This is a genomic window from Streptomyces fagopyri (assembly GCF_009498275.1).
GTDB classification, from domain to species: Bacteria; Actinomycetota; Actinomycetes; order Streptomycetales; family Streptomycetaceae; genus Streptomyces; species Streptomyces fagopyri.
Genome location: NZ_CP045643.1, coordinates 5,505,238 through 5,531,598 on the forward strand (window position 1 = coordinate 5,505,238; position 26,361 = coordinate 5,531,598).

Genomic DNA, 26,361 nt, shown 5'->3' on the forward strand with positions numbered 1-26,361 from the left:
GCCTCCCGGTAGGCTTTCCGGCATGGCCAGGCCCAATAAGCGCACCACCCTCCGGGAGGTGGCCGAGGCCACGGGTCTCTCCACCGCCGCCGTCTCCTACGCCCTGCGCGGCAAGCACGTCTCGAAGGAGACCGAGGAGCGGGTGCGCAAGGCCGCGGCCGAGCTCGGTTACGAGGCGGATCCCATCGCCCGCGCGCTGGCCAGCGGTCGTACCAGCATGGTCGGCGTCCTCGCGGGGGACCTTCAGGACCTGTGGCAGCAGCAGCTGATGGCGGCGATCGGCCGGGAGTTGCTGGCCGGTGACCGTTACGCGCTGATCCTGGACGCCGGCGGGGATCCCGACCGCGAGCTGGTGCTCGCCAAGCAGTTGCGTGACCAGCGGGTGGACGCGCTGCTGGTGTCGCCGGTGAACCCCTCGGCCGAGGGGTGGGCGGCGATCGCCGACGCGTTGCCGGTGGTGGCCGTCGGGGACTCGCTCAGCGCGGCCCGTACGGCGGGGCAGGTCATCTTCGACAACCGGGCCGGTATCGACGCCGTGCTGGAGTATCTGCACGGTCTCGGCCACCGCCGGGTGACGGTGCTGACGCCGACCCGGCCGAGCACGCCGGACCGGCCCGCCGACGTGTATGTGGGCGAGGCGGCCGAGCGGCTCGGGTTGCGGGCCGAACTGGTGCCGTGTGCGCAGGAGTTGGGGGAGGCGACGGTGGTGGCGCGCCGGCTGCTGGACGGGCCCCGGCCCGCGACCGCCGTGTTCTGCTTCTCCGACTCGCTGGCCTACGGGGTGTACGCGGCGGCGGCCGAGGCCTCGCTGGTGGTCGGGCGGGACGTGTCCGTGGTGGGGTTCGACGACCATCCCGTCTCGCGGGTGCTCACGCCGCCGTTGACCACGGTGGACTGGGGGTTGTCGGAGATCGCCGCGGAGGCTGCGAGGTTGACCGTCGCGGCGATCGAGGGGAAGCGGGTGCGGAGGAAGAGGATTCTCTGTGCGCCTCGGATGAGTGAACGGGGGTCGGCCGTACGGGTGTAGTCCCACGGGGGTTTTCTCGCCCCCGCCGCCCCTACCCTCCCCCAAGCTCTCGGCTTCGCTCGAGCAGGGGGGACCCCCATCGTCCCGTACCTGAGGGCTCCGCCCCCAGCCCCCCGCCAGGGGGCGCTGCGCCCCCTGGACCCCGCCATCGCCCGAAGGGCTCGTCCTCAAGCGCCGGACGGGCTGAAAATCTCCAGCCCAGGCCCGCACCACCAAGCCCGTCCGGCGCAGGGCACTCAAGGCCGACGCGGGGGTCTGGGGGCGGCAGCCTCCAGGGCGGGGAAGGGTCGGTCAGGGGCGACGGGGGCGACGGGGGCGACGGGGGCGAAAAAAGGGCCGGTCAGCTCAGTTTCTTGGATTTCAGCCATGCGTCCGCGACCTCGTCCGGGTCCTTCTTCTCCTTGTCCACCAGGCGGTTGAGCGTGGTCAGCTCCTCGGAGGTGAGGACGTTGCCGAGGGACGCCAGCGCCTTGCGGACCTTGGCGTCGGCCTTGCGGGAGGCGATGAGCGGGACGATGTGCTGGGACGGGATCAGGTTCAGCGGGTCGGTGAGGACGACCCAGCCGTTCTCGATGACGTCCACGTCCGTGGTGAAGACGTTCGCGACGTCGATGTCCCCCTTCTTCAGGGCGCCCTTGACCAGCGGCCCGGAGGAGTCGAGGGACTTGAACTCCTTGAACTCGACGCCGTAGCGGTCCTTGAGGCCCACCGCGCCGACGACCCGCTTCTTCATCTCGGCCGCGGCGCCCAGGACCAGCTTCCCGTTGGCCTTGCGCAGGTCGGCGAGGCTCTTCAGACCGTACTTGTCGGCGGTCTCCCGGGTGACCGCGAAACTGTCGCGGTCCTCGGCCGCCGCGTACGGCAGGACCTCCAGGCCGGCGGGCAGCACGGTCGTCAGCGTGTTCTGCATGGCGCCGGCCTCGGTGTCCGTGGCCTTCTGGTCCAGGTAGAGGAGCAGGCTGCCCTGGTACTCGGGGAGCAGGTCGATGTCGCCGCCCTCCAGCGCGGGCACGACGATCTCGCGCGAGCCCAGGTTGGGGCGGACCTTCGCGCTGATGCCCGCGGCCGAGAGGACACCCGCGTACAGGTAGCCGAGGATCTGGTTCTCGGTGAAGTTGGCGGTGCCGATGGTCAGGCCGCCCGCGCTGGATCCGGAGCCGCCGCCGCTGCCGCCGCCCGGGTTGTCGAGCGAGGTGATGCCGCTGCCGCAGGCGGCCAGGGCGGGGACGGAGGCCGCGGCGAACAGGCCCCCGAGCAGAGTCCTACGGTTCATGGTTCTTCGGCTCCTCAGTGGGCGGCGGCGGTACGGAGATGACGGAAGAGGTAGCGCTGGAGTCCGGCCAGCGCGAGGTCGAGCACCACGGCGACGACCGCCACCAGGACCGCGCCGCCGAGGACCTGGACGAGGTCGCGCTGCGCCAGGCCGTCGAAGACGTACCGGCCCAGGCCGCCGAAGCTGACGTACGCGGCGATCGTGGCGGTGGACACCACCTGGATGAGGGAGAGACGCAGGCCCGTCATGATCAGGGGGAGGGCCAGCGGGATCTCCACCTGGAAGAGGACCTGGTGACCGCGCATGCCCTGGCCGCGGGCCGCGTCCTTGACCTCCGGGTCGACGGCGCTCATGCCCGCGTAGGTGTTGGTGACGATGGCCGGTACGGCGAGGACGACCAGGGCCACGTACACCGACCACAGCGACAGGCCGCTGATCAGGAAGACCAGGACGACCAGGCCCACGGTGGGCAGCGCGCGGCCGAAGGAGGACAGGTTGATGGCGAGGAACGCGCCCCTGCCGGTGTGACCGATCAGCAGCCCGAGCGGCAGCGCGATCGCGGCCGCGATGAGCGTGGCGAACAGGGAGTACTCCAGGTGCTCGGCGATCCGGTGCGCGATGCCGTCGGTGCCGGCCCACTGGTCGCCGCTGACCAGCCACTTGGCGAGGTTCTCGAAGAGTTCGTACATGTCAGGCTCGCCGCCTCGTCCAGGGGGTGAGTACGTACTGGACCGCGACCAGCAGCGCGTCCGCGACCAGGGCCAGCAGCAGGGTCAGCACGACGCCGACGATCACCGGCGTCGGGAAGTTGCGCTGGAAGCCGTCCGTGAAGAGCTGGCCGAGTCCGCCGTCGCCGATGTAGGTGGCGACGGAGACCAGGGAGATCGACATCACCGTCGCGATGCGGACGCCCGCCATGATCACCGGGAGGGCGAGCGGGAGTTCGACGGTGAGGAGGGTGCGCAGCGGGCGGGTGCCCATGGCCTTCGCGGCCTCCTTGGTCTTCACGGGGACCGAGTCGAGTCCTTCGACGGTGTTCCGCAGCAGGACGACGAGGGAGTAGACCGTCAGGCCGATGACCGTGGTGGTGCGGGTCAGGCCGCTCACCGGGAGCAGGAGGACGAAGATCGCGATCGAGGGGATCGTGAAGAGGACGTTCGAGAGGCCGAGGAGCACCCCGCGCAGGGCGCGCACCCGGTGGGCCACGACGGCCAGCGGGAGGGAGATCAGCAGTCCGAGGAAGACGGCGGAGAGTGCGGCCTGCAGGTGCGAGAGGGTCAGGGAGGCCAGGTCGTCGGTGTGGTCGCCCAGCCAGGACCAGTCGATGGTCATATGGCGACGTCCGCGGTGCCGTGGGCCCTGGCGGCGTGCTCGTGGATGTCGTCGCGGGACGTGACGCCGGTCAGCGCGCCCTGTGCGTCGACCCGCGCCACCAGACCGGTCGGCGAGGCGATCGACTCGTTCAGGGCGGCGAGCAGGGAATCCCCGTCCCGCAGCGGCCGCACGGGGAAGGTGGTGTCCCCGGACGTGGAGCGCCAGCTCCGCGGGTGGCGGTCCTCGTCGAGTACGAGGGTCCAGGCACCGCCCTCGGGGGCCGGGCCCTGCGGGACGTCGGCGAGGTTCTCCAGCGAGAGGAGCTTCAGGCCCCGCTCGGCACCGAGGAAGTCGGCGACGAAGTCGTCCGCCGGGCGGGCGAGCAGTTCGGCGGGGCTCGCGCACTGCACCAGGTGGCCGCCGGTCCGGAAGATCGCGATCTGGTCGCCGAGCCGGACGGCCTCGTCGACGTCGTGCGTGACGAAGACGATGGTCTTGTTCAACTCCTTCTGCAACCGCAGCAGTTCGTCCTGGAGCTGGGTGCGCACCACCGGGTCGACCGCGCCGAAGGGTTCGTCCATGAGCAGGACGGGCGGGTCGGCGGCGAGTGCGCGGGCGACGCCGACGCGCTGCTGCTGGCCGCCGGAGAGCTGGTGCGGGTAGCGCTTGCCGGCGTCGGCGGCCAGACCGACCGTCTCCAGCAGTTCGGCCGCCCGGGCGCGGGCCTTCCTACGGCCCCAGCCCAGCAGCAGCGGCACGGTGGCGATGTTGTCGAGCACCGTGCGGTGCGGGAAGAGGCCGGACTGCTGGATGACGTAACCGATGGAACGGCGCAGTTCGGCGGCGTCCCGCTCCAGGACGTCCTTGCCGCCGACACGGATGGTGCCGGAGGTCGGATCGACCATCCGGTTGATCATCCTCAGCGTGGTGGTCTTACCGCAACCGGAGGATCCGACGAGGACGGTCACGCCACCTTCCGGCATTTCCAGAGAGAGGTCGTGGACTGCGGTGGTGCCGTTGGGGAAGCGCTTGTGGACCGTGTCGAACTGGATCATGAGGTGTCCCTTGCCCGGTCTGCATATCGTCATGCAGAGTTCTCTGTACCTGAATAGGTTGTCAACGGTCCGGCGTTAATCACTGGTTACTTGTGGCCGCCAGGCAAGATTCAATGTCGGGATTGAGGGGAGTTCGGGCTCTATGTCGTCTCGGAATGTGGACACGTTCGACGCGGTGGACGCACCGGTCCCGGCCGGGCTCGTGGTCCTTGACGGGTGCGGCGCCGGTGTCGCGGACATCGTCCGGCTCGCCGACGGCACCGCGCACCCGGTTCCCGGCACCGAGGCGATGAAGCGCGTCGAGCTGTCCTGGGACGCCGCCCGGCAGATCGCCGCGACCGGCCGGGTCTACGGCCGCTCCACCGGCGTCGGTGCCAACCGGAACGAGGACGTGCCGACCGAGGCCGCCGCCGAGCACGGTCTGCGGCTGCTGCGCAGCCACGCCGGCGCGATCGGCGAGGAGCTCCCCGCCCGGCAGATACGGGCCATGCTCGCCGTCCGCGCCAACCAGGTGCTGGCGGGCGGAGCGGGCCTGCGGCCCACCGTCGTCACCGCCCTGTGCGAGGCGCTGGAGGCCGGGGCGTACCCCGTGGTGAACGAGTTCGGATCGGTCGGCACCGGGGACATCGCGGCGCTGGCCCAGCTCGGACTGGCGCTGGTGGGGGAGCACCGGTGGAGGGGAACGGGCGCTCCGCGACCCCAGCCCCTCGACAACAACGACGCGCTCGCGCTGATCAGCAGCAACGCGCTCACCCTCGGACAGTCCGCCCTCGCCCTGCACGAGCTGCGCGGGCTGATCGGCGCCACCCAGGTCGTCGCCGCGCTGTCGCTGCTGGCCGTGGACGGTTCGCACGAGGCGTACGCCGCCCCGGTGCACGCCGCGCGACCGCACCACGGGTCCGGCGAGGTGGCCCGGCGGATGCGGGAGCTGATCGGTGCCGCCGACCGGCCCACCCCGCCGCTCGGGCGGATCCAGGACCCGTACGGCTTCCGGTGCGTCCCGCAGATCCACGGGCCCGCGCACGACGCCGCGGACGCGCTCGACGACGTCCTCCGGATCGAGATCAACGCCGCCGCCGAGAACCCCCTGATCTCCGCCGAGGACATGGCCGCCTACCACCACGGCGGCTTCTATCAGGCCCAACTCGCCCTCGCGCTGGACCACTTCAGGCTGGCGGTCACCCAGGTGGCACGGCTGTCCACCTCGCGCCTGTCCACCCTCAACGAACCCGCCTACACCCGGCTGCGCCCCTTCCTCGCCGACAACGAGCCCGCGTCCTCCGGGGTGATGATCCTGGAATATGCCGCCGGCGCCGCCCTCGGTGACCTGCGGGCCTTCTCCGCGCCCGCCTCGCTCGGCCACGCTGTACTCTCCCGGGGCGTCGAGGAACAGGCGAGTTTCGCCTCGCTCGCCGCACGGCAGACACTGCGGGCGTGCGGTGCCTACCGTCTCGTCGTCGGCTGTGAACTGGTCGCCGCCGTACGGGCGCTGCGCCAGCGCGACCTGCGGCCCGACCCGGAGCTGCCGGCCGGACGGGCGCTGGAACTGGCCGAGTCGGTGCTCGGCCCCGACCAGGCCGACCGGCCGCTCACCGACGACGTGACGGCGGCGGCCGCGCTGCTCGACCGGTTCACGGACATCTGGAGGGGGAGCGGATCATGAGCGTGGACAGGGACATGAACGTGACGGACAGCCCGGCCGGGCGCCTTCAGGCGCTCTTCGAGGGGCACCGGCTGACACCGACCCAGCGGCGCATCGCGCACAGCATGGTGCGGCGCGCCGCCGACGTGCCGTTCCTGTCGAGCGTCGAACTCGCCGAACTCGCGGGCGTCAGCCAGCCGTCCGTGACCCGTTTCGCGGTCGCGCTCGGCTTCGACGGCTACCCGGCGCTGCGCCGGCACCTGCGCGAGGTCGCGCCCACCGAACAGGCGGCGGCCCCGGGCTCGTACAACGAGTACCAGCAGGCCGTCGAGGCGGAGATCGAGAATCTGAAGCACCTCGCCGCGGTGCTCGCCGACCCGCGCCCGGTGCAGCGTGCGGGGCGCCTGCTGGCCGCCTCCCGTCCGCTGCCCGTGCTCGGGCTGCGGGCCGCGGCCTCCCAGGCGTACGGCTTCGCGTACTTCGCCGCCAAGGTCCACCCCGACGTACGGCTGCTGCACGAGGGCGGCACCATGCTGCACGACCGCGTCGACGCGGCCGTGCGCGCCGGGGCGACCGCCCTGCTCTGTTTCGCGCTGCCCCGCCACCCGCGTGAGGTCGTGGACTCCCTCGGCTACGCGAAGGAGGCGGGCCTGACGGTCGTCACGGTCGCGGACTCCGCCTTCGCGCCGGTGGCCAAGGTGTCGGACCTGCTGCTGCCCGCCGCCGTCGGCACCGGCCTCGCCTTCGACACGGCCTGCGCCCCCATGCTGCTCGGCCGCGTGCTGCTGGAGGCGATGTGCGACGACCTGCCGGACGCCCAGGCACGGCTGGAGGAGTTCGACACCCGCGCCTCGGCCCGCGGGCTGTTCGTCGAATAGCCGACGTGGTCCTGGTGGGGCCCGGCCGCCGGGTGAGGCCCCGCGTCCGCGGCTCGGCCCGGTCCCTTTGGCGGGGCCCTGGGCGCGTGGGGCCCCCTGGGGAGGGTCCGGAGGTGAGCGGCCGCTGTTCTCAGACTCGTCTCACCTTCGCTCGTTAGCGTGCCCGCCCTGAGACGCTGACGGCGGACGAAAGGGAGGCGGAAGGTGGCGCACGGAGGGCAGGGACTGGCTCGGACGGCCGTCGTCGTGAGGGCGGGGGCGGCACCGCTGTGGTGGTGCGGAGTGTTCGCGGCGGGTGGCGGAGTGCTGGTACCGGGCCTGACCGGACGGCGTATCGGCGTCCTGGCAGGCGCCGCGCTGTTCGTCGTGACCGCCGCCGCGGTCGCGTGCGCCCGCAGGAAGCGGTACGCCGCGCTGGTGCGCTCCGCGGCCCGTGCGGGCAAGCACGACGTGCTGCAGGACCGGGCCGTGACGATACGCAACTGGCGCCGCGGTCACCGCTGGTGGCTGCTGCTCGCCTTCGTGGCCGCGCTGGGCAGCTCCTTCGCCCTGCCCGCGGCGGGCGGCATGCTGCTGGCCGGCGCGGGCACCGGCCTGTGGCTGAAGGCCGGCTGGCTCGGGCGCCGCGAACGCGCCGGTGAGGCGTTGATCTGGGTACGGGTCGACTGGCTCGGCCGGGGCTACGGCGCCCCCGCGGGCAAGCCGGTCAAGGCCTGCCGGGCCACCGGTGTGGCGGCCGGCGACGCCGCGCCCGGAGGAGCGCGACGTCGCTGACCGGATACCGGCCCGGCCGTCTACACCGGCCCGGCCGTCTACACCTCGAGGTCCGCCTCGATCCTCTTCAGCTGGTGCCTGGCCATCGCCAGGTTGGCACGCTTCGCGTCGAGCACCAGGTACAGGAAGAGCCCGTTGCCGCCGCGCCCCTTCATCAGCCGGATCAGGTGGTACTGGTCGGACAGCGTGATCAGGATGTCCTCGATCTCGCCCTTCAGGCCGAGGTGCTCCATGGTGCGCAGTTTCGCGCGGACGACGTCGGTGTTGCCGGCCGCCGCGACGGTGAGGTCGAAGCCCTTGCTGCCGCCGATCGTGCCCAGCGCCATGCCGCTGGTGTAGTCGACGAGAGCGGCTCCGGTCGCACCCTCGATGGACGCCAGCGCCTCTTTCAGCGCGGTTTCGGTGTTGGTCATGGTGTGGTTCTCCCTCTCAGCTTTCCGATGTGCGTGGGGTGTTGGGTGTAGGAGTGGTCGATGTACGGGACGTGCCGCGCGCGGGGCGGGCGCGCGTGGGCAGCGACGTGGTCCGGGTGGGAGCCCTCGCCGGGGTGACCGGCTCGCCGCGCGCCGTCGCGGCCTCCACGAGCTCGCCGATCCGGCTGCCGGAGCGCCGCCCCTCCAGATGGAGCCGGCCGACGTTGACCCGGTCCTGGGCCAGCAGCGTGAGGACGGCGGAGGTACCCGCCGCGTACGTCGCCACATAGCCGTCGACGCCGCGTACCAGCAGCTCGCGGAAGTCGCCCTGCCCGGTGGCGTCCGCCATCCGCACGGCGACCCCCAGCGCGGCCGCGGTGAGCGCGGCCATGCCCTCGGGCTCCACTCCCGGCGTGTCGTGGGCGAGCACGAGACCGTCGACGCTGGCCGCCAGAGCACCGGTCAGCTGGGGCACGCGGGCCCTCAACCGGTGCAGCTCGTCGAGGACTTCGGGTTCCGCCGCCATCAGCAGTCTCCTCTCGGCACGCTGTCGCAGCGCGCGGATCACAGGGCCTCCCGTCGTTCCGGGGTCACAGCGCCTCCAGCGCGTCTCGCAGCCGGCGCAGCAGGGCGACGTCGGGATCGGCGGAGGACTGGGTGAGCACAGTGGGTACCGGGGCCCGCTCCGGCGGGTTCGCCGCCGTCAGGACTCCGGCGGCGGCCAGCCGGCGGACGTCGACCAGGGTGTGGAAGGCCGGCCGCCCCAGGGCGAGCGAGATGTCCGAGGCCGTACGCAGGCCGTCCACCCGACCGAGCACGGCCCACTGCCTGAGCGGGACCGACGGCTCGCAGGCGCGCCGGGAGCGCGCCAGCGGCGCGGTGTCCGTCGCGGGGTCGGGCCAGAGGCGGTGCAGCAGCTGACGGCGGCGCACCGTCTCGCGCTCCAGCGCGGCCACCGGTACGGGGCGTACCGGACCGAGCCAGTGCGCGGCCCCGTACCGGAACCGGGCCGGGGTGCTGCTCGGCCCCAGCACGAAGTACGCCGCGTCGTACAGCGCCCCGAGGTGGCACAGTTCGAGCGCGCCCTCGGCGATCCGGCCGCGTTCCACCAGGAACCGGCCGACCCGGCGTCGCGCGCCGGCCTCCGCGACCGCCTCCCGCCAGGCCTCCGCCTCCACCACTCCGCGCGCGGTGAGCAGGACGTCGAGCGAGGGGGTGGCGGGGCTCTCGGCGTGCACGACGTCTCCGTCGCAGAGGTAGAGCACACCGCGCTCGCGCACCAGTACGCCGGTGGCGCGCTCGGCGGCGAGCCGGCTGAGCATCGGAGAGACGGCGCCGACGGGATCCACCCCCTTCTCGCGCACCGGCAGTTCGAGCGGGGGCGGTGTTCTGACCGTGGTCATCCCAGTACCAGCCGTCCGGCCATCTCGCCGAGCCTGATCCTGGCCAGCGCGAGATTGCCGTCCGCCCGGTCCAGCCACAGGTGCAGGAAGACGCTGCTGTCGAAGGTGGTCCTGACGAAGCGCAGCAGGTGGTAGCTGTCGCGGTTGCTGATGATCAGGTCCTCGACCGGTGTCTCCTGCTCGGACCAGTCGGAACCGTCGGCCGGGGCGAACGCCTTGTGCTCGGCGGCGAGCCGGGCGAGCTCGGCGGCCTCGGCCGCGGTCGTCTCGTGGTCACCGCCCGGTGCGTCCCCGACCGTGCCCAGGGCCAGCCCGCTGGTCCAGTCGACCACCGCGGCACCCCGGGCACCAGGCAGTCGCATGGCTTCCAGCAGGCACTCGTCGATTCCGGGCACCGTCTATCCCCTCCCGCCAAAGGGTTCGGCCGAGTGACGACGAAGTTACGCAACGTGTGCGTGGCGAGTGATGGAAATGGCATTTTCCTGTGGAACATGCCCGCTGGTGACTAAGGTGGGTCGACTGACTACATTTTCCGGCGGGCGGGCGTCCGCTCGAAGACCTCCCGGGGGGCGTCCGTGAGCCCGCCGGGGCGCGCGGCGGGCCCGCGCGCGCTGCTGTCCGGCCCTACAGTCCCGAGAGCGCGGACGGCTGGGCCCCGCCCGACTCCGCGACGATCTCGGCGACGGTCTGCGGCTCCCGTACGACCGCGAAACGCATCCCCGGGTTCCCTCGTCCGTCCGCGTCCCGGCCGTCGCCGGCCGGTGCGTAGCCGTGGATGCCCGGACGGGCCAGGGAGTTGTACGCGTAGTGGTGCGCGAAGTAGTACGCGCCCGTGTCCAGCGCGGCCGCGTAGTCGCCCTGTTCGAGCAACGGCAGCGCGAGCCCCTCGGCGAGCAGGTCGCCCGCGAAACAGGCGGGGCCCGCGACGTCCTGCACCACGTCGGGTCCGGGCTTGGGCCGCCCCTTCGCGTCGTACGCGGCGATGCGCAGCGGCCAGGACGCGGGCGCGTACACCGTGCGGGCCGCGATCTGGACCCCGGCGTGCGTGACCGCGACGGGCCGGCCGCCGGCGGACTTCGCGTACTCGACCCGCGCGACCACGGTTCCGTGCTTGGCCAGCAGCGACCGTCCGAACTCGGTGACCAGTCCGTACCGCCCGTCGAAGAGCCCCGGCACGGCCTCGGCGAGCAGTCGCGCGTACTGCGCGTAGGTCGGGGACGTGGTGTCGGAGCCGAAGTTGACCGGCAGTCCGCCGCCGATGTCGAGGGTGTCGATCTGCCGCCGTCCGATGTGCCGGTTGATCTCCTCGGCGAGCGCGTACGTCTCGGCGATCCCCCGGGCCATCAGCGAGAGCGGGATTCCCTGCGATCCGGTGTGCGCGTGCAGCCGGGTCAGCCAGGGGCGGTCGGCGTACGCCCGGACGATCCACTCCCGGGCGCCCTCGTCGCGCAGCGCGACGCCGAACTTCGAGGTGGCCGTCGCGGTCGAGAGCGCCTCGATGGAACCGCCGCCGACCTGCGGGTTCACCCGGATCCCGAGAGGCGAGGCGGGGTTCGTGGTGCCGACCAGGGCGTCGAGGCGCCCCAGCTCCTGCGGGTTGTCCGCGTTGACGGCGATGCCCAGCGTCAGCGCCTCGCGCAGCTCGGCGGTCGTCTTGGCCGGGGAGTCGAGCACGGTCCGGGACGGCGGTACCCCGGCCGCCCGGGCGAGGGCCAGCTCCCCCGGGCTCGCCACCTCGGCGCCGATGCCGTGCTCGTGCAGCAGTCGCAGTACGGGCACGAGCGGGGTCGCCTTCACCGCGAAGGCGTGCAGGACGGGCGTGCCGGGCGCCGTCACGGCGTCGAAGGCCGCCCGCAGCGCCGCCGCCGAGGCCCTGATGCCGGGAACGTCGAGCAGCGCGATGATGGGGGACCCGGGTCCCAGCAGCCCCTGTTCCACGGCGGCCCGGACCGCTTCGTCGCGTCGCGCCACCCGGTCGGAGTCCGGCCCGGGCCCGCCCGCGGCAGGCCCGCCGCGGCCCTCGGGCGGCACGCTGTTCCCGCCCGTCCCGTCGCTCATCGGATCTCCCGGCCTGTCCCTGTCCGAACCCATACGTCCCAGCCAAACACCCACGGCGCGCCCGCGCTGGCCCACTCCTCTATTGACTAGCTCTATTCATGAAGCCAAGATGTGAATATCTGCTGCAACAGTTCGCCGCAGCGTCAGCCGGAACAGTTCCGCACAGGAGGCAGACCATGTCAGGACCCCGCCCCGTCCGAGCGCCGCGCGGTACGGAACTGAGTGCCCTGGGATGGCAGCAGGAAGCCGCGCTGCGGATGCTGCAGAACAACCTCGACCCCGAGGTGGCCGAACACCCCGACAAGCTCGTCGTCTACGGCGGCACCGGCAAGGCCGCCCGTGACTGGCGCTCCTTCGACGCCATGGTGCGCACCCTGCGGACCCTGAAGCAGGACGAGACGATGCTCGTCCAGTCCGGCCGTCCCGTCGGTGTCATGCAGACCCACGAATGGGCCCCGCGCGTCCTCATCGCCAACTCCAACCTGGTCGGCGACTGGGCCAACTGGGAGGAGTTCCGGCGCCTGGAGGCCCTCGGTCTCACCATGTACGGCCAGATGACGGCCGGCTCCTGGATCTACATCGGCACCCAGGGCATCCTCCAGGGCACCTACGAGACCTTCGCCGCGGTCGCCGCGAAGAAGTTCAACGGCACGCTCGCCGGGACCATCACGCTGACCGCCGGCCTCGGCGGCATGGGCGGCGCCCAGCCCCTCGCCGTGACGATGAACGACGGCGTCGCGATCTGCATCGACGTCGACCCGCGCGCCATCGAGCGCCGCATCGAGCACCGCTACCTCGACGTGCGGGCCGACTCCCTGGAGCACGCCCTCCAGCTCGCCGTCGAGGCCCGCGACCAGCGCAGGCCGCTCTCCATCGGCCTGCTGGGCAACGCCGCCGACCTGCTGCCGCGGATGCTCGCCGAGGGCGCCCCCGTCGACATCGTGACCGACCAGACCTCGGCCCACGACCCGCTCGCCTACCTCCCCGTCGGCGTCGACTTCGACGATATGGCCTCCTACGCGGCCAAGGACCCGGCCGGCTTCACCACCCGCGCCCGCGAGTCCATGGCCCGGCACGTCGAGGCCATGGTCGGCTTCATGGACGCCGGCGCCGAGGTCTTCGACTACGGCAACTCGATCCGCGGCGAGGCCCAGCTCGCCGGGTACGAGCGGGCGTTCGCCTTCCCCGGCTTCGTCCCCGCCTACATCCGCCCGCTCTTCTCCGAGGGCAAGGGCCCCTTCCGCTGGGCCGCCCTGTCCGGCGAGGCCTCCGACATCCACAAGACCGACAAGGCGATCCTCGACCTCTTCCCGGAGAACGAGTCCCTGCACCGCTGGATCAAGCTGGCCGGCGAGCGCGTCCACTTCCAGGGCCTGCCCGCCCGTATCTGCTGGCTCGGCTACGGCGAGCGCGACAAGGCCGGCGAGCGCTTCAACGACATGGTGGCCTCCGGCGAACTCGCCGCGCCCCTCGCCATCGGCCGCGACCACCTCGACTGCGGTTCCGTCGCCTCCCCGTACCGCGAGACCGAGGCCATGCTCGACGGCTCCGACGCGATCGCCGACTGGCCGCTGCTCAACGCCATGGTGAACGTGGCCTCCGGCGCCTCCTGGGTCTCCATCCACCACGGCGGCGGCGTCGGCATGGGCCGCTCCATCCACGCCGGCCAGGTCACCGTCGCCGACGGCACCGCGCTGGCCGGCGAGAAGATCCGCCGCGTCCTGACCAACGACCCCGGCATGGGCGTCATCCGGCACGTCGACGCCGGCTACGACATCGCCGAGTCCGTCGCCGCCGAGCGCGGCGTGCGCGTCCCGATGCGGGAAGGCGAGACCGCGTGACCCAGCACGACGGTGGGCCGGGGGCCGTGTCCCCGGCCGCCCCGGGCGCGTCCGCGGCACCGGGCGGCTCCGCGCCGGCCTCCTTCCACACCATGTGGCGGGAGCTCGAACCCCTCGGACGTCACGCGGACAGCGGCGGATACCGCCGGTTCGCCTGGACCGGGGCCGACACCGACTGCCGGGCGTGGTTCCGGGCGCAGGCCGAGTCCCGCGGGCTGCGCTACGAGCTGGACCGCAACGGCAACCAGTGGGCCTGGCTCGGCGACCCCGCCGCGGGCGACGCCGTGGTCACCGGATCCCACCTGGACTCCGTGCCCGACGGCGGTGCCTTCGACGGGCCGCTCGGCGTCGTGTCCTCCTTCGCCGCCCTCGACGAACTGCGCGGCAGACAGGTCCGGTTCACCAGGCCGCTCGCCGTCGTCAACTTCGGCGACGAGGAGGGCGCCCGGTTCGGACTCGCCTGCGTCGGCTCCCGGCTGGCCGCCGGGCAGCTCACCGTCGAACAGGCGCACCGGCTCACGGACGCCGACGGCGTCACCCTGCCCCAGGCGATGGAACGGGCCGGTCACGACCCCGACACCATCGGACCGGACCCGGAACGCCTCGCCCGCATCGGCGCCTTCGTCGAACTCCACGTCGAACAGGGCCGGGCCCTCGACCTCTCCGGCGACCGGATCGGCATCGCCAGCGCCATCTGGCCGCACGGCCGCTGGCGCTTCGACTTCCGGGGCGAGGCCAACCACGCGGGCACCACCCGCCTCGTGGACCGCCACGACCCGATGCTCCCGTACGCCGAGACCGTGCTCGCGGCCCGGCGCGAGGCCCGCGTCACGGGCGCCGTCGCCACCTTCGGCAAGATCTCCGTCGAGCCGAACGGCGTGAACGCCATCCCGTCCCTGGTGCGCGGCTGGCTGGACTCCCGCGCCGCCGACCAGCCGACCCTCGACACCGTCGTCGCCGGCGTCGAGAAGGCGGCCCGGGAGTACGCGCAGGCCCACGGCGTCGAACTCGACGTCGTACGCGAGTCGTTCACCCCCGTCGTCGAGTTCGGGCACGCCCTGCGCGACGAACTCGCCCGCATCCTCACCACCGCGGCCGACCTCACCGTCCCCGTGCTGGGGACGGGCGCCGGACACGACGCCGGAATCCTCTCCGGGACCGTCCCGACCGCCATGCTGTTCGTACGCAACCCCACGGGTGTCTCGCACTCCCCGGCCGAGTACGCCGCCGAGGACGACTGCGTGGCCGGGGTGACCGCACTCGCCGACGTACTCGAAGGGCTGGCCTGCAGGTGACGCAGACGTACTGGCTGGAACACGCCTGGCTCGACACCCACGTCGAGCCGGGCGTCGCCCTGACCGTGTCGGCCGGCGGCTCCGCCGACGGCACGGACGGCCGCATCACCTCCCTGCGCACGGATGTTCACACCCCGCCCCCGGGCGCCGAGATCCTGCGCGGACTCACCCTCCCCGGGCTCGCCAACGCGCACTCGCACGCCTTCCACCGAGCCCTGCGCGGCACCGTCCAGGTGGGCTCCGGCACCTTCTGGACCTGGCGCGAGATCATGTACTCCGTCGCCGACCGGCTGACCCCGGAGACCTACCACGCGCTCGCCCGCGCGGTGTACGCCGAGATGGCGCTCGCGGGCGTCACGGCCGTCGGCGAGTTCCACTACCTCCACCACGCCCCGGGCGGCACCCCCTACGCCGACCCGAACGCGATGGGCGAGGCCCTGATCGAGGCCGCGCGGGACGCCGGGATCAGGATCACGCTGCTCGACACGGCGTACGTCTCGTCCGGCTTCGGACAGCCGCCGAACCGCCACCAGCTGCGCTTCTGCGACGGCGACGCGGACGCCTGGGCCGAACGCGCCGCCCTGCTCAAGGAGCGCGACCACGCACGGATCGGCGCGGCCGTCCACTCCGTACGGGCCGTGCCCGCCGCGCAGCTGGCGACGGTGGCGCGCTGGGCCGAGGAACGCCGGGCCCCGCTCCACGTCCACCTGTCCGAGCAGACCGCGGAGAACGACGCCTGCCTGCGGCACCACGGCCGCACACCCACCCGGCTGCTCGCCGACCACGGTGTCCTCGGCCCGCGCACCACGGGCGTCCACAACACGCACCTCACCGACGAGGACATCGCCCTGCTGGGCGACTCCTCGACCGGCACCTGCATGTGCCCCACCACCGAACGCGACCTCGCGGACGGCATCGGCCCCGCCGCCGCCCTGCAGCGCGCGGGCTCACCCCTCTCCCTCGGCTCCGACAGCCACGCCGTCATCGACCTCCTCGAAGAGGCCCGCGCTATGGAGCTGAACGAACGCCTGCGCACCCGCACCCGCGGCCACTGGACGGCCGCCGCCCTGCTGCGCGCCGCCTCCGCGGACGGTCACGCGGCCCTGGGCTGGGACGACGCGGGCCTCCTCGAAGTCGGCGCGCGCGCCGACTTCACGACGATCGCCCTCGACTCCGTCAGAACGGCCGGGACACTGCCGCGACTCGGCGCCGAGACGGCCGTGTTCGCCGCGACGGCCGCCGACGTGCGCCACACGGTCGTGGCGGGCCGCCCCGTCGTACGCGACGGCGCGCACACCCTCGTACCGGATGTGCCGAAGGCCCTCGCGGAGGCCGTCGAGGCGCTGCGCGCCTGAAACCCGTCCCCGGCCCACCGACTAAGGACGCCATGAGCACCGTCATCACCAACATCGCCGGTCTGGTCACCAACGACCCCTCCGTCGGGGACGGTTCCCCGCTCGGACTGATCCGGGACGCGGCCGTCGTCATCGACGGCGACCGCATCGCGTGGATCGGTGGATCGAGCGGGGCACCCGCCACCGACCACCGGGTCGACGCCGGAGGCCGGGCCGTGCTCCCCGGCTTCGTGGACTCCCACTCGCACCTCGTCTTCGCCGGCGACCGCACCGAGGAGTTCAACGCCCGGATGTCCGGACGCGGTTACACGGCGGGCGGCATCCGCACCACCGTCGCCGCGACCCGCGCCGCGAGCGACGAGGACCTGGAGCGCAACCTCACCCACTACCTCGGCGAGGCGCTGCGGCAGGGCACCACGACCTTCGAGACGAAGTCGGGCTACGGGCTCACCGTCGAGGACGAGGCACGCGCCCTGCGGATCGCGGCCCGGCACACCGAGGAGGTCACCTACCTCGGCGCGCACATCGTCTCCCCCGATCACGCCGACGACCCGGCCGCGTACGTCGCCCTGGTGACCGGCGAGATGCTCGACGCCTGCGCCCCCTACGCCCGTTGGATCGACGTCTTCTGCGAGAAGGGCGCCTTCGACGGCGACCAGGCCCGCGCGATCCTCACCGCGGGCAGGGCGAAGGGCCTGCACCCGCGCGTCCACGCCAACCAGCTCACCTACGGCCCCGGCGTCCAGCTCGCCGTCGAACTGGACGCGGCGAGCGCCGACCACTGCACGCACCTGACCGACGCCGACGTGGCGGCGCTCGCGGACGGGAACACCGTGGCGACCCTGCTTCCCGGCGCCGAGTTCTCCACCCGCGCCGCGTGGCCGGACGCCCGCCGGCTGCTCGACGCGGGCGTCACCGTCGCCCTGTCCACCGACTGCAACCCGGGCTCGTCCTTCACCTCGTCCGTCCCGTTCTGCATCGCGCTCGCGGTGCGGGACATGGGGATGACCCCGGACGAGGCGGTGTGGTCGGCGACGGCGGGCGGCGCCGCGGCCCTGCGGCGCGAGGACGTCGGCCGCCTCACCGTCGGCGCCCGCGCGGACCTGACCCTCCTGGACGCGCCCAGCCACGTGCACCTCGCCTACCGGCCCGGCGTGCCGCTGGTCACCGGTGTCTGGCGGCGCGGCGTACGCGAGGTCTGACCCTCCCGGCCCCCGTCCCGGCCGCCCCGCCGTCCGGTGCGGTCAGGACGCCCCGGCCCGCCACCGCTGTTCCCCGCTCCCGTTCAGCGGGAGCAGCGCCAGGCCGTCGCCGCCGTCCGGGGTGAGCCCGGTCTCGATCGCGACGGCCGGGCGGATCACGCCGTCGTCGCCGACGGTGAACCGCAGGTTCTGGGCGTGCCGGCCCTCGGCCGACGAGCACTCCCAGATGCCGACGCCGTTGTCGACGGAGCCGCGGCTGTCCAGGCAGAAGTCGTCGTCGGCGTACGACCGGAGGACGCCGAGGGAGGCGTCGACGCGCCATCGCTGGGTGGAGGAGGAGTCGCAGGGGGCCGTGACGACGTCCGTTCCCTTTTCCAGGTCGCCGTCACGGATGTCCAGGCACCGGCCCGACGCGGCGTTCACCACCTGGGCGTACGCGCCGCCCGGCGGAGCGGCCGGGGTGGGAGTGGGGGACGGCTTCGGGCGCGTGGACCTCGACGGGGACGCGGGCGCCGTCGGGGAGGCGGACGCGCCGGTCGCCGAGGGCGACGCGCCGGACGGCGAGGGGGAGGGGGTCGCCGAGACCGTCGCGGTGACCGTCACCGACGGCGGGTTCGCGGGAGTGCCGACCGCGCCCACCGCGTCCTGGGCCGGTGAGCCACCGGACGACGGCAGGAGGAGCAGCAGCGGCGCCAGGGCGACCCCGAGGGCCGCGGACGCCAGCACCAGGCGGCGGGACGGCGGCCAGGGCCCGGACGGCGCCCGGACCTCGGGCGGCGGGTCATCGGCGCCGGTCATGGTGTACGCCGTGCCGGCCCAGGGCAGCAGGCCCTCGGCCAGGGTGGTGCGCGGGTGGTCGCGCAGGACGGACAGCTCCTCGTACGCCGTCGTGCAGTGCGCGCAGCGCGCCATGTGCGCGTCCAGGTCGGAACTGAAGCGGGGGTTGTCGGGTCGCAGCGACTCCTCGATCAGCCGCCGGAAGTCCCCGCAGGCAGGGTCGTCGGAGGCGGCCAGCCGCGCCTTCAGACAGGCCTGGCCCAGGGCCTGGAGCGCCTGCCGCGTGCCGTACGTCACGTCCTCACGGGTGAGGCCGAGCAGTACCGCCGTCCGCTCCCCGGGCTCCCGCTCCACCAGTCCGTACCAGATCAGGCCCTGGGCACGGGACGGGAGGGAGTGGAACGCCGGGAGCATCCGCGGGACGGGACCCTCGGGGCCCGCCGTGTTCAGGACCAGGAGCAGCCCGGAGTCGAGGCCGGCGGCCCGCTCGTCGGCGGCCCAGGACGCGGCCACCCGTGAGGTCAGCAGGAGGAGCCGGTGCCGCCACGGGACGCCGGGGTCGCTGCCGCGGGCCGTCTCCCGGGCCGCGAGGGTGAAGGCCTGCGCCGCGAGCTGGCGTGCCACGGACTCGCTCGTGGTGCACAGGCGGGCGTAGGCGAGGACCGACGCGCGGTGGCGGCCGCGGAGTTCCTGCAGTGCCGGGTACGCGGTGGGGGTGGCGGCGCGCAGCAGCTCGGTCAGACGCGCGTCGGGCGTCTGCGCGTGGACGCCGCCGCCCTCGGCCCCGGTCTCGTCGTCCTTGCCGGCCGGATCGCCCTGAGCCATCCCTCCGCCTCCTCGTCCCCCGCGCGGTCGCTCGCCCCGTGCTGACGTACCGGCCAGTTTGGGGTGCCCACAGTGACAGGGGTGACCCCCTGGGGAAAGGGGTGGAGATGAGGTTTCCCCGGGTAACTTCCGCCGGGGACGGGGAACCGCGCGGTGGGAACCGGATGAAGCGGAGAGAAGCGGCCCGGCGCCGTCAGGGCCGGACCGCTTTCCGCCGGGACCACGCGGGGGAGTTCCCGTACCGCTCGTGGGGGTGGCGGGAGTGCGTGGGGGAGTTCTGGGACCGCTCGTGTGCGTGTGGGGGGAGGGTCCCCGTCACTCCTCGACCGTCAGGCCCTTGCGCAGCCGCACCAGCGTCCGCGACAGCAGCCGTGACACGTGCATCTGCGAGATGCCGAGTTCGTCGCCGATCTCGGACTGGGTCATGTTGGCGACGAAGCGCAGCGACAGGATCTGCCGGTCGCGCGGCGGCAGGCCGGCGATCAGGGGCTTGAGGGACTCCACGTACTCGATGCCCTCGAGCCCGTGGTCCTCGTAGCCGATGCGGTCCGCGAGCGCGCCCTCGGAGTCGTCCTCCTCGGGCTGGGCGTCCAGCGAGCTCGCCGTGTAGGCGTTCGAGGCGGCCATGCCCTCGACGACCTCGTCGTCGGTGATGCCCAGGCGCTCCGCCAACTCGCCCACGGTGGGTGACCGGTCGAGCCGCTGGGCGAGTTCGTCGCCCGCCTTGGCCAGGTCGAGCCGGAGTTCCTGCAGCCTGCGCGGCACGCGCACGGACCAGGAGGTGTCGCGGAAGAAGCGCTTGATCTCGCCGATGATGGTCGGCATGGCGAAGGTGGGGAATTCGACGCCGCGGCTCAGCTCGAAGCGGTCGATCGCCTTGATCAGGCCGATCGTGCCGACCTGGATGATGTCCTCCATCGGCTCGCTGCGGGAGCGGAAGCGGGAGGCGGCGAACTTCACCAGCGCGAGGTTGAGTTCGACGAGCGTGTTGCGGACGTACGAGTAGTCGTGGGTGCCCTCTTCGAGGGACTCCAGGCGCTCGAAGAGCGTCTTGGACAGGGCTCGTGCGTCCACCGGCCCCACCTCGTCGTACGGGGGGATCTCCGGAAGCCCTTCCAGACCCGCGAGGTCCGCGCCGTGGCCGGCGGGATCGTGGTCCGGGTGTTCCGTAGAGGGTGCCGACGTCGCCCTCTGGGTCTGCGATGCGTCGAGCCGGGGTGACATGGTGTCCTCCATCGTTCTCGGCATATGGCCGCCGATGCCAATACGTGCACTGCGGTGTGCGGCGCCTCCGTGGCCGGCCGTGGCGAATAGCTGTCCCTACTAGCCCTACCCGCTTTCGCGTATCCGTCGCAAGTGCCTTTCCTTGCTAAATGTCCGTTTTCGGGGGGTTGTTCGGGTGTCGGAGATCGTGGGGAAGGCGTAGTGTTCGAGTGTGTAACCAGGACTCACGACACTCGGGAGAGAGACGGCATGGACCGCGGGACAGTCGGCAGCGCACAGTCTGGCCGGCTTCTTGTCGAGGTGCGGGAAGAGGGCTCCAGTGCCGTCGTGACCCCCGCGGGTGAGTTGGATCACCACACGGCCGAATTGTTGCGTGAGCCACTCGAAGCCTGTCTCGAAAAGGGATACTCCCGGCTCGTCGTCGACTGTTCACGGCTCGAGTTCTGCGACTCCACCGGACTCAACGTACTGCTCGGCGCCCGGCTCAAGGCCGAGGCCGCGGGCGGCGGGGTCCATCTGGCGGGGATGCTGCCGGTGGTGGCGCGGGTCTTCGAGATCACCGGGGCGGAGGCCGTCTTCACCGTTCACGAGACGCTCGATGCGGCGCTGGCCGACTAGGCGGGGCGTTCGGGCGCCGCTCCACGGCGCCCCGGCCCCCTCGGACGGCCGCCGCGTCACGGCCGTCACACATTCCCGGCCGGGCGGAGGGGTGTTCCGGCGCGACAGTCGGGCAGGAGACATTCTGACCGTGTCGGCGACAATCGGTGGGAACGTCGGAGAGAAGCGCTGCAGATATTCGTCCCGGGGATCCTGGACGCGGAAGTGTCCGGATGTCCTGAGTGCGGAAACCCCTGGTGTGCGTACTACATGCTGAGTAGTGAGTCTTGAATCGTGATACTGGTGAATCGGTGAGGTGAAGCGCTGATGAGCACCACCCGGCCCTACTCGCCGGGCGACCGCGGCCCCGAGTCGGGCGACGGCGGCGCTTCCGGGGTGTCGGGAGACGGCGTGAGCGTGTCCGGGCGCCCGGTGGCCCCGACCGCCGACGGCGTGTCCGTGACGGTGTCCGCCGGCGACGCGGGCGTCCTGTCCGCCGGCCGGTCCGCCCGCAGGCTGAGTTTCGCGGGCGAGAGCGGCGTCGTGCCGCTCGCCCGCGACTTCGCCCGTCAGGCGCTGCACGCGTGGGGCTGGCTGCCCGCCGCGGGAGCCGACCGGCGAGCCGCCGCCGAGGACGTCCTGCTGGTCGTCTCCGAGCTGGTCACCAACGCCTGCCTGCACGCGGAAGGTCCGGAGGAACTCCGGATCAGCTGCGACAACAAGGTGCTGCGCGTCGAGGTCTCCGACCGGGGCGCCGGGCAGCCCGCCCCGCGCACCCCGCACCGCGCCGGACGGCCCGGCGGTCACGGCATGTTCATCGTGCAGCGACTGTGCCTGGACTGGGGAGTCGTCCGTGCTCCCGGCGTCGCCGGCAAGACCGTATGGGCGGAACTCGGCGCACCTGCCTGACGCCCACCTGGAGTTACCCGCGGTCATCACGCTTCACCGCACGCTGCCGCACGCGCGTCGGATCTGCACAGATCCGGCGCGCGCTTTGTCTTCCCTCCACAAGGCCCCGGGCGTACCTTGACGGCCGATCTGATGTTCCGTCAGAAATCTGTCGGGAGTGAGGGGCAGGCCGTGCCGAACCGGACGTACCAGAAACGAACCGCCGCGTTCGCGCTCGCCGCGGCCCTGGCCGGCTCGGCGGTGCTGACGGCCGCCCCCGCCGCCGAGGCCGCCGTGGTGAACGTCAACTACCAGTGCAAGACACCGATCGGCGACAAGAGCGCCGTGTCGCCCATCGACATCAAGGGCGTCAGGAGCGGCAGCGCCTACAAGCTCACCATGTCCTGGCAGAAGGGCGTCTCGTCCAGCCCGGTCGAGCTGGGCAAGGGCGCGATGAGCCCGAGCGCGGTCATCAGGGTGGGCGGCGCCGACAGCGGCACGGTCGCGGTGAGCGGCCCGGCCAACGCGGCCGCGATCCCCGCCAACACCCCCATCAAGATCAGTGACCTGAGCGGGACGTACACCCCGTCCAAGAGCGGCAAGGTCACCTTCACGGCGGGCGTGCTGACCATCAAGGCGCTCGGTACGACGACCACCTGCACGCCCACCGACAATCCGGGGCCCTCGCTGACCCTCGACGTCACGGCCGCGGGCGGCGGGTCCGGATCGGGCGGGTCCGGCGGGTCCGGCGGGTCCGGCGGGTCGGGTTCGCAGACCGGCTCCGACTCCGGCGGGCAGCTCCCGCAGACCGGCCCGGCCGACTCGGCGCTCGCCCTCGGCACGCTCGGCGGCACCGTGCTCCTCGCGGGCGCCGCGGGCGCGCTGTGGCTGACGCGCCGGCACCAGGCGGCACGCCGCTGACGCGTTGACCCGTACGACGACCAGGAGCCGCCGATGCCGTACGCCCGTGTTCTGTGCTGTGCCGTCGGCGCGCTGCTGTCGCTGACCGCACCTCCGGCCGCCGCGGCGGAGGACGACTGGTCCGTCGTGCCGTCCGCGGGCACGGGCACCGCACGGCCGTACGTCTACGCGGAGGGAACGCCCGGCACGGTCCTCCAGGACACCGTGTCCGTGCTCAACCCGGCGGCGAGGCCGCTGACGGTCCGGCTGCGCGGCGCGGACGCCGACAGCACCGCGCGCGGCGGCTTCACCGTCCGTACCACCGGCAGGGCCACGGACACGGGCGCCTGGATCGCCTTCGCCGAGGAACGCGGGGGACACCGGGAGCCGGCCGGCGCGGTGTCCGTGCGGATACCCGCCCGCACCCGCGCCGACGTGCCGTTCAGCGTGAGCGTTCCGCCGGGCGCGACGCCCGGCGACCATCCGGGAGCGATCGTCGCGAGCGCCGGCGGCCGCTCCGCGGCGGTGCGGGTACGGCTCCGGGTCGGCGGACCGGCACTGCCGGCGCTCACGGTCGAGCACGTCACCTACCACGGCGGACGCGTCTCCTACGAGCTGGTCAACCGCGGCAACACCGTGCTCGGCCCGAGGCTCGCGGTACGCGCGGACGGTGTCCTCGGCAGGGTCCTCGACCGTCCCCCGAGAGCCCTGCCCGTCGAGCTCCCGCCGGGCCGCCGCGTGACGCTCACCGAACCGTGGCGCGACCCGCCGGCACTGGACGCGGTCGACGTACGGCTCACGGTGACGGCGGCGGGCGGGGCGCGCGCCACCGCCTCCACGCCGGTGCGGTTCGTGCCCTGGGGCGCGGTGGCGGGCGCCGGGTGCGGTCTCGTGGCGGTCGCCGCGCTCCTCGTCCTACGGCGGCGCGGGCGCGGTACGAGGGACGACAGGGCGTGCGCCTCGGCGCGTACGGAAGCGGAGTGGACGGGAGCGGTGTCGTGAGCTTCGTCGGTGACAGGGCATGCGCGGCGGTGCGGGCGGCGGCGGTCGCGCTGCTCCTGGTCCCCCTGACAGGGACGGCCGCCGTGTCCGTCGCGGCCGCCGCGCCCCCCGTGCCGGCCGGATCGGTCGTGTCGGCGGTGTCCGTCGTGTCCGCGGCCGGGAAACCGGGGGTGGAACTGTCCACCTCCGAGGCGGGGACGGGTGGTTCGGTCACCGTGACCGGCAGCGGATGGCGGCCGAGGACGCTGCTGATGATGCTGGTCTGCGGGCAGTCCGTGCCGTCCCGCGGGGTGATCGGCGGCACCAACTCCTGCGCCAACGCGGAGGGCCGGGCCGTCACGACCGACGCGCAGGGGAACTTCGAGAGGAAACTGCCGGTCACCGAGCCGCCCAAGCCGTGTCCGTGCGTCGTCCACGTCGCCACGGTCACCGGTGAACAGGCGGCGGTCGACACCGTTTTCATGGTCGCGGGCCACCCGGTCGAACCGCTGCCGAAGGAGTCGGGCGGCGGACGGCTCTCGGTGCTCACCGACACCCGGCTGGACGGCTCCGGCGGACTGCTCACCTGGTTCGGCGCGCCACCCGCCCGGAAACTCGTCCTCACCGTCGGCAACGTCGGCACCGCCCCCGTCAAGGACCCCGTCTTCCAGGTCGGCACCTCGCACGGGGTGTTCGCGCCGCAGTGGGAGGAACAGCAGTGGCGCGGCACGGTCGCGCCCGGCAGGAAGGCGCTGATCAGCCTTCCGGTCGAGCTCGCGGCCGGGGCGCACGGCGACTACACGGTCTCGTTGAGGTACGACGGGAAGGTGCTCGCCGAACAGCCGTGGGGCGTGGGCCGCCCCTGGGGGGTGACGCTGTTCTGGATCCTGCTGGCCGTGGTCGTCCCGGCCGCGGTGTTCCGGATCGGGATGGCCGTGGTGGACCGGGTGCGGCCACGAGGGTCGGCGCGCCGCACCCGCCGTCACCGGGGCCTGCGGCCGGCCGGCGTCATCCTCCGGCTGCGACGGCGGGGCGGTACCCCCGCCCCGCCGTCCGTACCCGCGCCGGGATCCGTGCCGCGGGCGGCGAAGGCCGCTGCGGCCGGGAACCGCGCGCCGAAGACCTCCACGACCCCGACCCTGCCGTGGTTCACGCCGGACAGCGATCCGGGTGGCGCGGCGGACGGTCAGCTCTCCGCACCGCAAGGGAACAGTCCGACGACGAAGGGGAACACGTGAGTACGCGATGGAGAGTTGGGCCCGCGGGAAGGCGCGGAGGCGCCCCCCCGGCCGGTCGGAGCACGGTGTCCCGGAACGACCGGCGGGCGAGCGCGGCCGGTTTCGCGCTGATGCTGGCCGGCGCGGGCCTTCTGGTGGGAGTGACGGCGGGCCCCGCACAGGCCGCCGCGGTGTCCTACGCGACCCGATGCGTTCCGCCCGCGGCCTCCGGCCTCGACCCCGTCGAGGGCACCACCGAGGTGCGGATCACCGCGCCCGCGACGGCGAGCGTGGGCGACGAGGTCGAGGTGGTCTGGAAGTTCACGCAGGCCGCGTCGAAGAACCCCGACCTCATCGACCTCCCGGCCGACTCGGTCCAGCCGAGCGGCACCCTCAAGGCGGCCGGCGCGCAGACCGCGGACCTGGCGATGCGGGGACCCCGTGAGAACCCGGCCATACCCAAGGGCGGGGCCATGGTGCTCTCCGACATGAAGGGGACCCTGAAGCTGACGGCGCCCGGCACGGTCACACTGACACCGGACGCCTACAGCATCAACGCCTTCTCGACGGACACGAAGTGCGCACCGACCGAGACGGTCGGACAGGCGGCGACGATCGAGGTGACGGGGTCCTCGGCGACGCCGACGACGACACCCTCGGTGACACCGACGACGACGCCCTCGGCCACTCCCTCCGGCACGGCGTCGACAGGGCCCACCGGATCGGCGTCGGCGAGCCCGAGCGACAGCGGGGGACAGACCGACTTCACCGGCAAGGAGGTCTCGGTCGCCTACGCGTGCAAGACGCCGATCGGGGACAAGAACGCCACCTCTCCCGTGCAGATCGACGCGAAGAAGAACGGCGGGAGCTTCGATCTCACGGTCCGGTTCGAGAAGTCCGTGATGGACAGCCCGGCCGACATCCCCGCGGACTCGGTCAAGCCGTCGATGGAGGTGGTCCTGGGCGGTGCGGACAAGGGCACGGTCCATGTCGAGGGGCCGGCCAACGCCCAGCCGATCAAGTCCGGCGACCCGATCGAGGTTCCCGATCTCACGGGCACGTACAAGCCCGGCGCGAGCGGGGAGTCCACCCTGGCGCCCGGTGTGCTGACGGTGAAGGCCCTCGGCACCACGACGACCTGCACCCCGGCGACGTCGGAGGTCTCGCTGACCCTGGACACCACGCGGCAGGAGGGCGGGGCGTCGGGCGGCGGAGGGTCCTCCTCCACGTCCGGTGGCACCTCGTCCGGGTCCACGTCGACGTCCGGCGGCCTCGCGGAGACGGGCTCCGACACCCACGGCTCGCTCAGGGCGCTGGGACTGGTCGCGGGAACGGTGATCCTGCTCGGCGGAGCGGTCTTCACGTTCCTGCCCCGCCGCCACCCGCACTGAGCGTCCCCGCACCGAGCGTCCCCGCGCGGTG

The 26,361-nt window shown here is 73.0% G+C and carries 25 protein-coding genes; 14 read left to right on the top strand and 11 right to left on the bottom strand.

What is annotated here, in order from left to right:
* Nucleotides 1–22: 22 nt before the first annotated feature.
* On the top strand, nucleotides 23–1,027 hold the full coding sequence (locus tag GFH48_RS23760) for a LacI family DNA-binding transcriptional regulator (RefSeq protein ID WP_153290186.1): 1,005 nt from the start codon (nucleotides 23–25) through the stop codon (nucleotides 1,025–1,027).
* A 340-nt stretch (nucleotides 1,028–1,367) separates the two neighbouring features.
* Here the strand turns inward: GFH48_RS23760 and GFH48_RS23765 are convergent, their stop codons facing one another.
* Genes GFH48_RS23765 through GFH48_RS23780 form a run of 4 tightly spaced genes read right to left on the bottom strand, consistent with a single transcriptional unit; the run spans nucleotide 1,368 to nucleotide 4,669 of the window.
* On the bottom strand, nucleotides 1,368–2,300 hold the full coding sequence (locus GFH48_RS23765) for an ABC transporter substrate-binding protein (RefSeq protein WP_153290187.1): 933 nt from the start codon (nucleotides 2,298–2,300) through the stop codon (nucleotides 1,368–1,370).
* A gap of 14 nt (nucleotides 2,301–2,314) precedes the next feature.
* Entirely contained in the window at nucleotides 2,315–2,989 is a 675-nt protein-coding gene (locus GFH48_RS23770) for an ABC transporter permease (RefSeq protein WP_153290188.1), read from the bottom strand.
* Nucleotide 2,990: 1 nt separating this feature from the next.
* Complete coding sequence (locus GFH48_RS23775) at nucleotides 2,991–3,632, bottom strand: ABC transporter permease (protein ID WP_153290189.1); 642 nt, start codon at nucleotides 3,630–3,632, stop codon at nucleotides 2,991–2,993.
* Nucleotides 3,629–4,669, bottom strand: a complete 1,041-nt coding sequence (locus GFH48_RS23780) for an ABC transporter ATP-binding protein (RefSeq protein ID WP_194280882.1) — start codon at nucleotides 4,667–4,669, stop codon at nucleotides 3,629–3,631. Before GFH48_RS23780 ends, GFH48_RS23775 begins: the two co-directional genes overlap by 4 nt.
* A gap of 142 nt (nucleotides 4,670–4,811) precedes the next feature.
* Here GFH48_RS23780 and GFH48_RS23785 point away from each other — a divergent pair, with 142 nt between their 5' ends.
* The 3 genes from GFH48_RS23785 (at nucleotide 4,812) to GFH48_RS23795 (ending at nucleotide 7,963) form a co-directional block, all read left to right on the top strand.
* Nucleotides 4,812–6,332 (top strand): aromatic amino acid ammonia-lyase, encoded by a 1,521-nt coding sequence (locus tag GFH48_RS23785; RefSeq protein WP_153290191.1) that lies wholly within the window; start codon nucleotides 4,812–4,814, stop codon nucleotides 6,330–6,332.
* A complete protein-coding gene (locus GFH48_RS23790) occupies nucleotides 6,329–7,189 on the top strand; it encodes a MurR/RpiR family transcriptional regulator (RefSeq protein WP_153290192.1) in 861 nt (286 codons plus the stop codon). The genes GFH48_RS23785 and GFH48_RS23790 overlap by 4 nt, the downstream gene beginning before the upstream one ends.
* A gap of 204 nt (nucleotides 7,190–7,393) precedes the next feature.
* A complete protein-coding gene (locus GFH48_RS23795) occupies nucleotides 7,394–7,963 on the top strand; it encodes a hypothetical protein (protein ID WP_153290193.1) in 570 nt (189 codons plus the stop codon).
* A gap of 38 nt (nucleotides 7,964–8,001) precedes the next feature.
* On the opposite strand, the gene GFH48_RS23800 is transcribed toward GFH48_RS23795, so the two are convergent.
* The 5 genes from GFH48_RS23800 to GFH48_RS23820 form a co-directional block, all read right to left on the bottom strand.
* On the bottom strand, nucleotides 8,002–8,376 hold the full coding sequence (locus tag GFH48_RS23800) for a roadblock/LC7 domain-containing protein (protein ID WP_148008749.1): 375 nt from the start codon (nucleotides 8,374–8,376) through the stop codon (nucleotides 8,002–8,004).
* A 16-nt stretch (nucleotides 8,377–8,392) separates the two neighbouring features.
* Entirely contained in the window at nucleotides 8,393–8,902 is a 510-nt protein-coding gene (locus GFH48_RS23805; RefSeq protein ID WP_153290194.1) for a roadblock/LC7 domain-containing protein, read from the bottom strand.
* A 64-nt stretch (nucleotides 8,903–8,966) separates the two neighbouring features.
* Nucleotides 8,967–9,779, bottom strand: coding sequence for a transcriptional regulator (locus tag GFH48_RS23810; RefSeq protein WP_153290195.1), 813 nt, complete (start codon nucleotides 9,777–9,779; stop codon nucleotides 8,967–8,969).
* A complete protein-coding gene (locus GFH48_RS23815) occupies nucleotides 9,776–10,174 on the bottom strand; it encodes a hypothetical protein (RefSeq protein ID WP_153290196.1) in 399 nt (132 codons plus the stop codon). The genes GFH48_RS23810 and GFH48_RS23815 overlap by 4 nt, the downstream gene beginning before the upstream one ends.
* A gap of 229 nt (nucleotides 10,175–10,403) precedes the next feature.
* On the bottom strand, nucleotides 10,404–11,837 hold the full coding sequence (locus GFH48_RS23820; RefSeq protein WP_228120906.1) for a type III PLP-dependent enzyme domain-containing protein: 1,434 nt from the start codon (nucleotides 11,835–11,837) through the stop codon (nucleotides 10,404–10,406).
* 176 nt (nucleotides 11,838–12,013) lie between these two features.
* Here GFH48_RS23820 and hutU point away from each other — a divergent pair, with 176 nt between their 5' ends.
* The 4 genes from hutU (at nucleotide 12,014) to hutI (ending at nucleotide 17,530) form a co-directional block, all read left to right on the top strand.
* Nucleotides 12,014–13,678, top strand: a complete 1,665-nt coding sequence (gene hutU / locus GFH48_RS23825) for a urocanate hydratase (RefSeq protein WP_153290198.1) — start codon at nucleotides 12,014–12,016, stop codon at nucleotides 13,676–13,678.
* A gap of 92 nt (nucleotides 13,679–13,770) precedes the next feature.
* The gene (locus GFH48_RS23830) at nucleotides 13,771–14,973 is read left to right on the top strand and encodes an allantoate amidohydrolase (protein WP_153293076.1); all 1,203 of its coding nucleotides are present in this window, start codon (nucleotides 13,771–13,773) and stop codon (nucleotides 14,971–14,973) included.
* Nucleotides 14,964–16,328, top strand: a complete 1,365-nt coding sequence (locus tag GFH48_RS23835) for a formimidoylglutamate deiminase (RefSeq protein ID WP_153293077.1) — start codon at nucleotides 14,964–14,966, stop codon at nucleotides 16,326–16,328. Before GFH48_RS23830 ends, GFH48_RS23835 begins: the two co-directional genes overlap by 10 nt.
* A gap of 32 nt (nucleotides 16,329–16,360) precedes the next feature.
* Nucleotides 16,361–17,530 carry an imidazolonepropionase gene (hutI, locus tag GFH48_RS23840; protein ID WP_153290199.1) on the top strand — a complete coding sequence of 390 codons (1,170 nt, stop codon included), beginning with the start codon at nucleotides 16,361–16,363 and terminating at the stop codon, nucleotides 17,528–17,530.
* A gap of 42 nt (nucleotides 17,531–17,572) precedes the next feature.
* On the opposite strand, the gene GFH48_RS23845 is transcribed toward hutI, so the two are convergent.
* Complete coding sequence (locus GFH48_RS23845; protein WP_153290200.1) at nucleotides 17,573–19,132, bottom strand: RICIN domain-containing protein; 1,560 nt, start codon at nucleotides 19,130–19,132, stop codon at nucleotides 17,573–17,575.
* Nucleotides 19,133–19,447: 315 nt separating this feature from the next.
* Nucleotides 19,448–20,356: an RNA polymerase sigma factor SigF gene (locus tag GFH48_RS23850; RefSeq protein ID WP_153293078.1), complete on the bottom strand. Its 909-nt coding sequence runs from the start codon at nucleotides 20,354–20,356 to the stop codon at nucleotides 19,448–19,450.
* A 249-nt stretch (nucleotides 20,357–20,605) separates the two neighbouring features.
* On the opposite strand from GFH48_RS23850, the gene GFH48_RS23855 reads away from it, so the two are divergent.
* The 6 genes from GFH48_RS23855 (at nucleotide 20,606) to GFH48_RS23880 (ending at nucleotide 26,330) form a co-directional block, all read left to right on the top strand.
* Nucleotides 20,606–20,974, top strand: coding sequence for an STAS domain-containing protein (locus GFH48_RS23855; RefSeq protein ID WP_153290201.1), 369 nt, complete (start codon nucleotides 20,606–20,608; stop codon nucleotides 20,972–20,974).
* A gap of 306 nt (nucleotides 20,975–21,280) precedes the next feature.
* Nucleotides 21,281–21,862: an ATP-binding protein gene (locus tag GFH48_RS23860; RefSeq protein WP_153290202.1), complete on the top strand. Its 582-nt coding sequence runs from the start codon at nucleotides 21,281–21,283 to the stop codon at nucleotides 21,860–21,862.
* Nucleotides 21,863–21,994: 132 nt separating this feature from the next.
* Complete coding sequence (locus GFH48_RS23865; RefSeq protein WP_153290203.1) at nucleotides 21,995–22,762, top strand: LPXTG cell wall anchor domain-containing protein; 768 nt, start codon at nucleotides 21,995–21,997, stop codon at nucleotides 22,760–22,762.
* 33 nt (nucleotides 22,763–22,795) lie between these two features.
* The gene (locus GFH48_RS23870; protein WP_153290204.1) at nucleotides 22,796–23,743 is read left to right on the top strand and encodes a COG1470 family protein; all 948 of its coding nucleotides are present in this window, start codon (nucleotides 22,796–22,798) and stop codon (nucleotides 23,741–23,743) included.
* Between the two features lie 65 nt (nucleotides 23,744–23,808).
* The gene (locus GFH48_RS23875; protein ID WP_407698719.1) at nucleotides 23,809–24,960 is read left to right on the top strand and encodes a hypothetical protein; all 1,152 of its coding nucleotides are present in this window, start codon (nucleotides 23,809–23,811) and stop codon (nucleotides 24,958–24,960) included.
* A 110-nt stretch (nucleotides 24,961–25,070) separates the two neighbouring features.
* Entirely contained in the window at nucleotides 25,071–26,330 is a 1,260-nt protein-coding gene (locus GFH48_RS23880; RefSeq protein WP_153293080.1) for a hypothetical protein, read from the top strand.
* Nucleotides 26,331–26,361: the final 31 nt, after the last annotated feature.

Bases quoted from the DNA above. Each gene is read 5' to 3' on its own strand.
- GFH48_RS23760 (WP_153290186.1), top strand. From the start codon at position 23: ATGGCCAGGCCCAATAAGCGCACCACCCTCCGGGAGGTGGCCGAGGCC.
- GFH48_RS23765 (WP_153290187.1), bottom strand. From the start codon at position 2,300: ATGAACCGTAGGACTCTGCTCGGGGGCCTGTTCGCCGCGGCCTCCGTC.
- GFH48_RS23770 (WP_153290188.1), bottom strand. From the start codon at position 2,989: ATGTACGAACTCTTCGAGAACCTCGCCAAGTGGCTGGTCAGCGGCGAC.
- GFH48_RS23775 (WP_153290189.1), bottom strand. From the start codon at position 3,632: ATGACCATCGACTGGTCCTGGCTGGGCGACCACACCGACGACCTGGCC.
- GFH48_RS23780 (WP_194280882.1), bottom strand. From the start codon at position 4,669: ATGATCCAGTTCGACACGGTCCACAAGCGCTTCCCCAACGGCACCACC.
- GFH48_RS23785 (WP_153290191.1), top strand. From the start codon at position 4,812: ATGTCGTCTCGGAATGTGGACACGTTCGACGCGGTGGACGCACCGGTC.
- GFH48_RS23790 (WP_153290192.1), top strand. From the start codon at position 6,329: ATGAGCGTGGACAGGGACATGAACGTGACGGACAGCCCGGCCGGGCGC.
- GFH48_RS23800 (WP_148008749.1), bottom strand. From the start codon at position 8,376: ATGACCAACACCGAAACCGCGCTGAAAGAGGCGCTGGCGTCCATCGAG.
- GFH48_RS23805 (WP_153290194.1), bottom strand. From the start codon at position 8,902: ATGGCGGCGGAACCCGAAGTCCTCGACGAGCTGCACCGGTTGAGGGCC.
- GFH48_RS23810 (WP_153290195.1), bottom strand. From the start codon at position 9,779: ATGACCACGGTCAGAACACCGCCCCCGCTCGAACTGCCGGTGCGCGAG.
- GFH48_RS23820 (WP_228120906.1), bottom strand. From the start codon at position 11,837: ATGAGCGACGGGACGGGCGGGAACAGCGTGCCGCCCGAGGGCCGCGGC.
- hutU (WP_153290198.1), top strand. From the start codon at position 12,014: ATGTCAGGACCCCGCCCCGTCCGAGCGCCGCGCGGTACGGAACTGAGT.
- GFH48_RS23830 (WP_153293076.1), top strand. From the start codon at position 13,771: ATGTGGCGGGAGCTCGAACCCCTCGGACGTCACGCGGACAGCGGCGGA.
- hutI (WP_153290199.1), top strand. From the start codon at position 16,361: ATGAGCACCGTCATCACCAACATCGCCGGTCTGGTCACCAACGACCCC.
- GFH48_RS23845 (WP_153290200.1), bottom strand. From the start codon at position 19,132: ATGGCTCAGGGCGATCCGGCCGGCAAGGACGACGAGACCGGGGCCGAG.
- GFH48_RS23850 (WP_153293078.1), bottom strand. From the start codon at position 20,356: ATGTCACCCCGGCTCGACGCATCGCAGACCCAGAGGGCGACGTCGGCA.
- GFH48_RS23855 (WP_153290201.1), top strand. From the start codon at position 20,606: ATGGACCGCGGGACAGTCGGCAGCGCACAGTCTGGCCGGCTTCTTGTC.
- GFH48_RS23860 (WP_153290202.1), top strand. From the start codon at position 21,281: ATGAGCACCACCCGGCCCTACTCGCCGGGCGACCGCGGCCCCGAGTCG.
- GFH48_RS23865 (WP_153290203.1), top strand. From the start codon at position 21,995: ATGTTCCGTCAGAAATCTGTCGGGAGTGAGGGGCAGGCCGTGCCGAAC.
- GFH48_RS23870 (WP_153290204.1), top strand. From the start codon at position 22,796: ATGCCGTACGCCCGTGTTCTGTGCTGTGCCGTCGGCGCGCTGCTGTCG.
- GFH48_RS23880 (WP_153293080.1), top strand. From the start codon at position 25,071: ATGCTGGCCGGCGCGGGCCTTCTGGTGGGAGTGACGGCGGGCCCCGCA.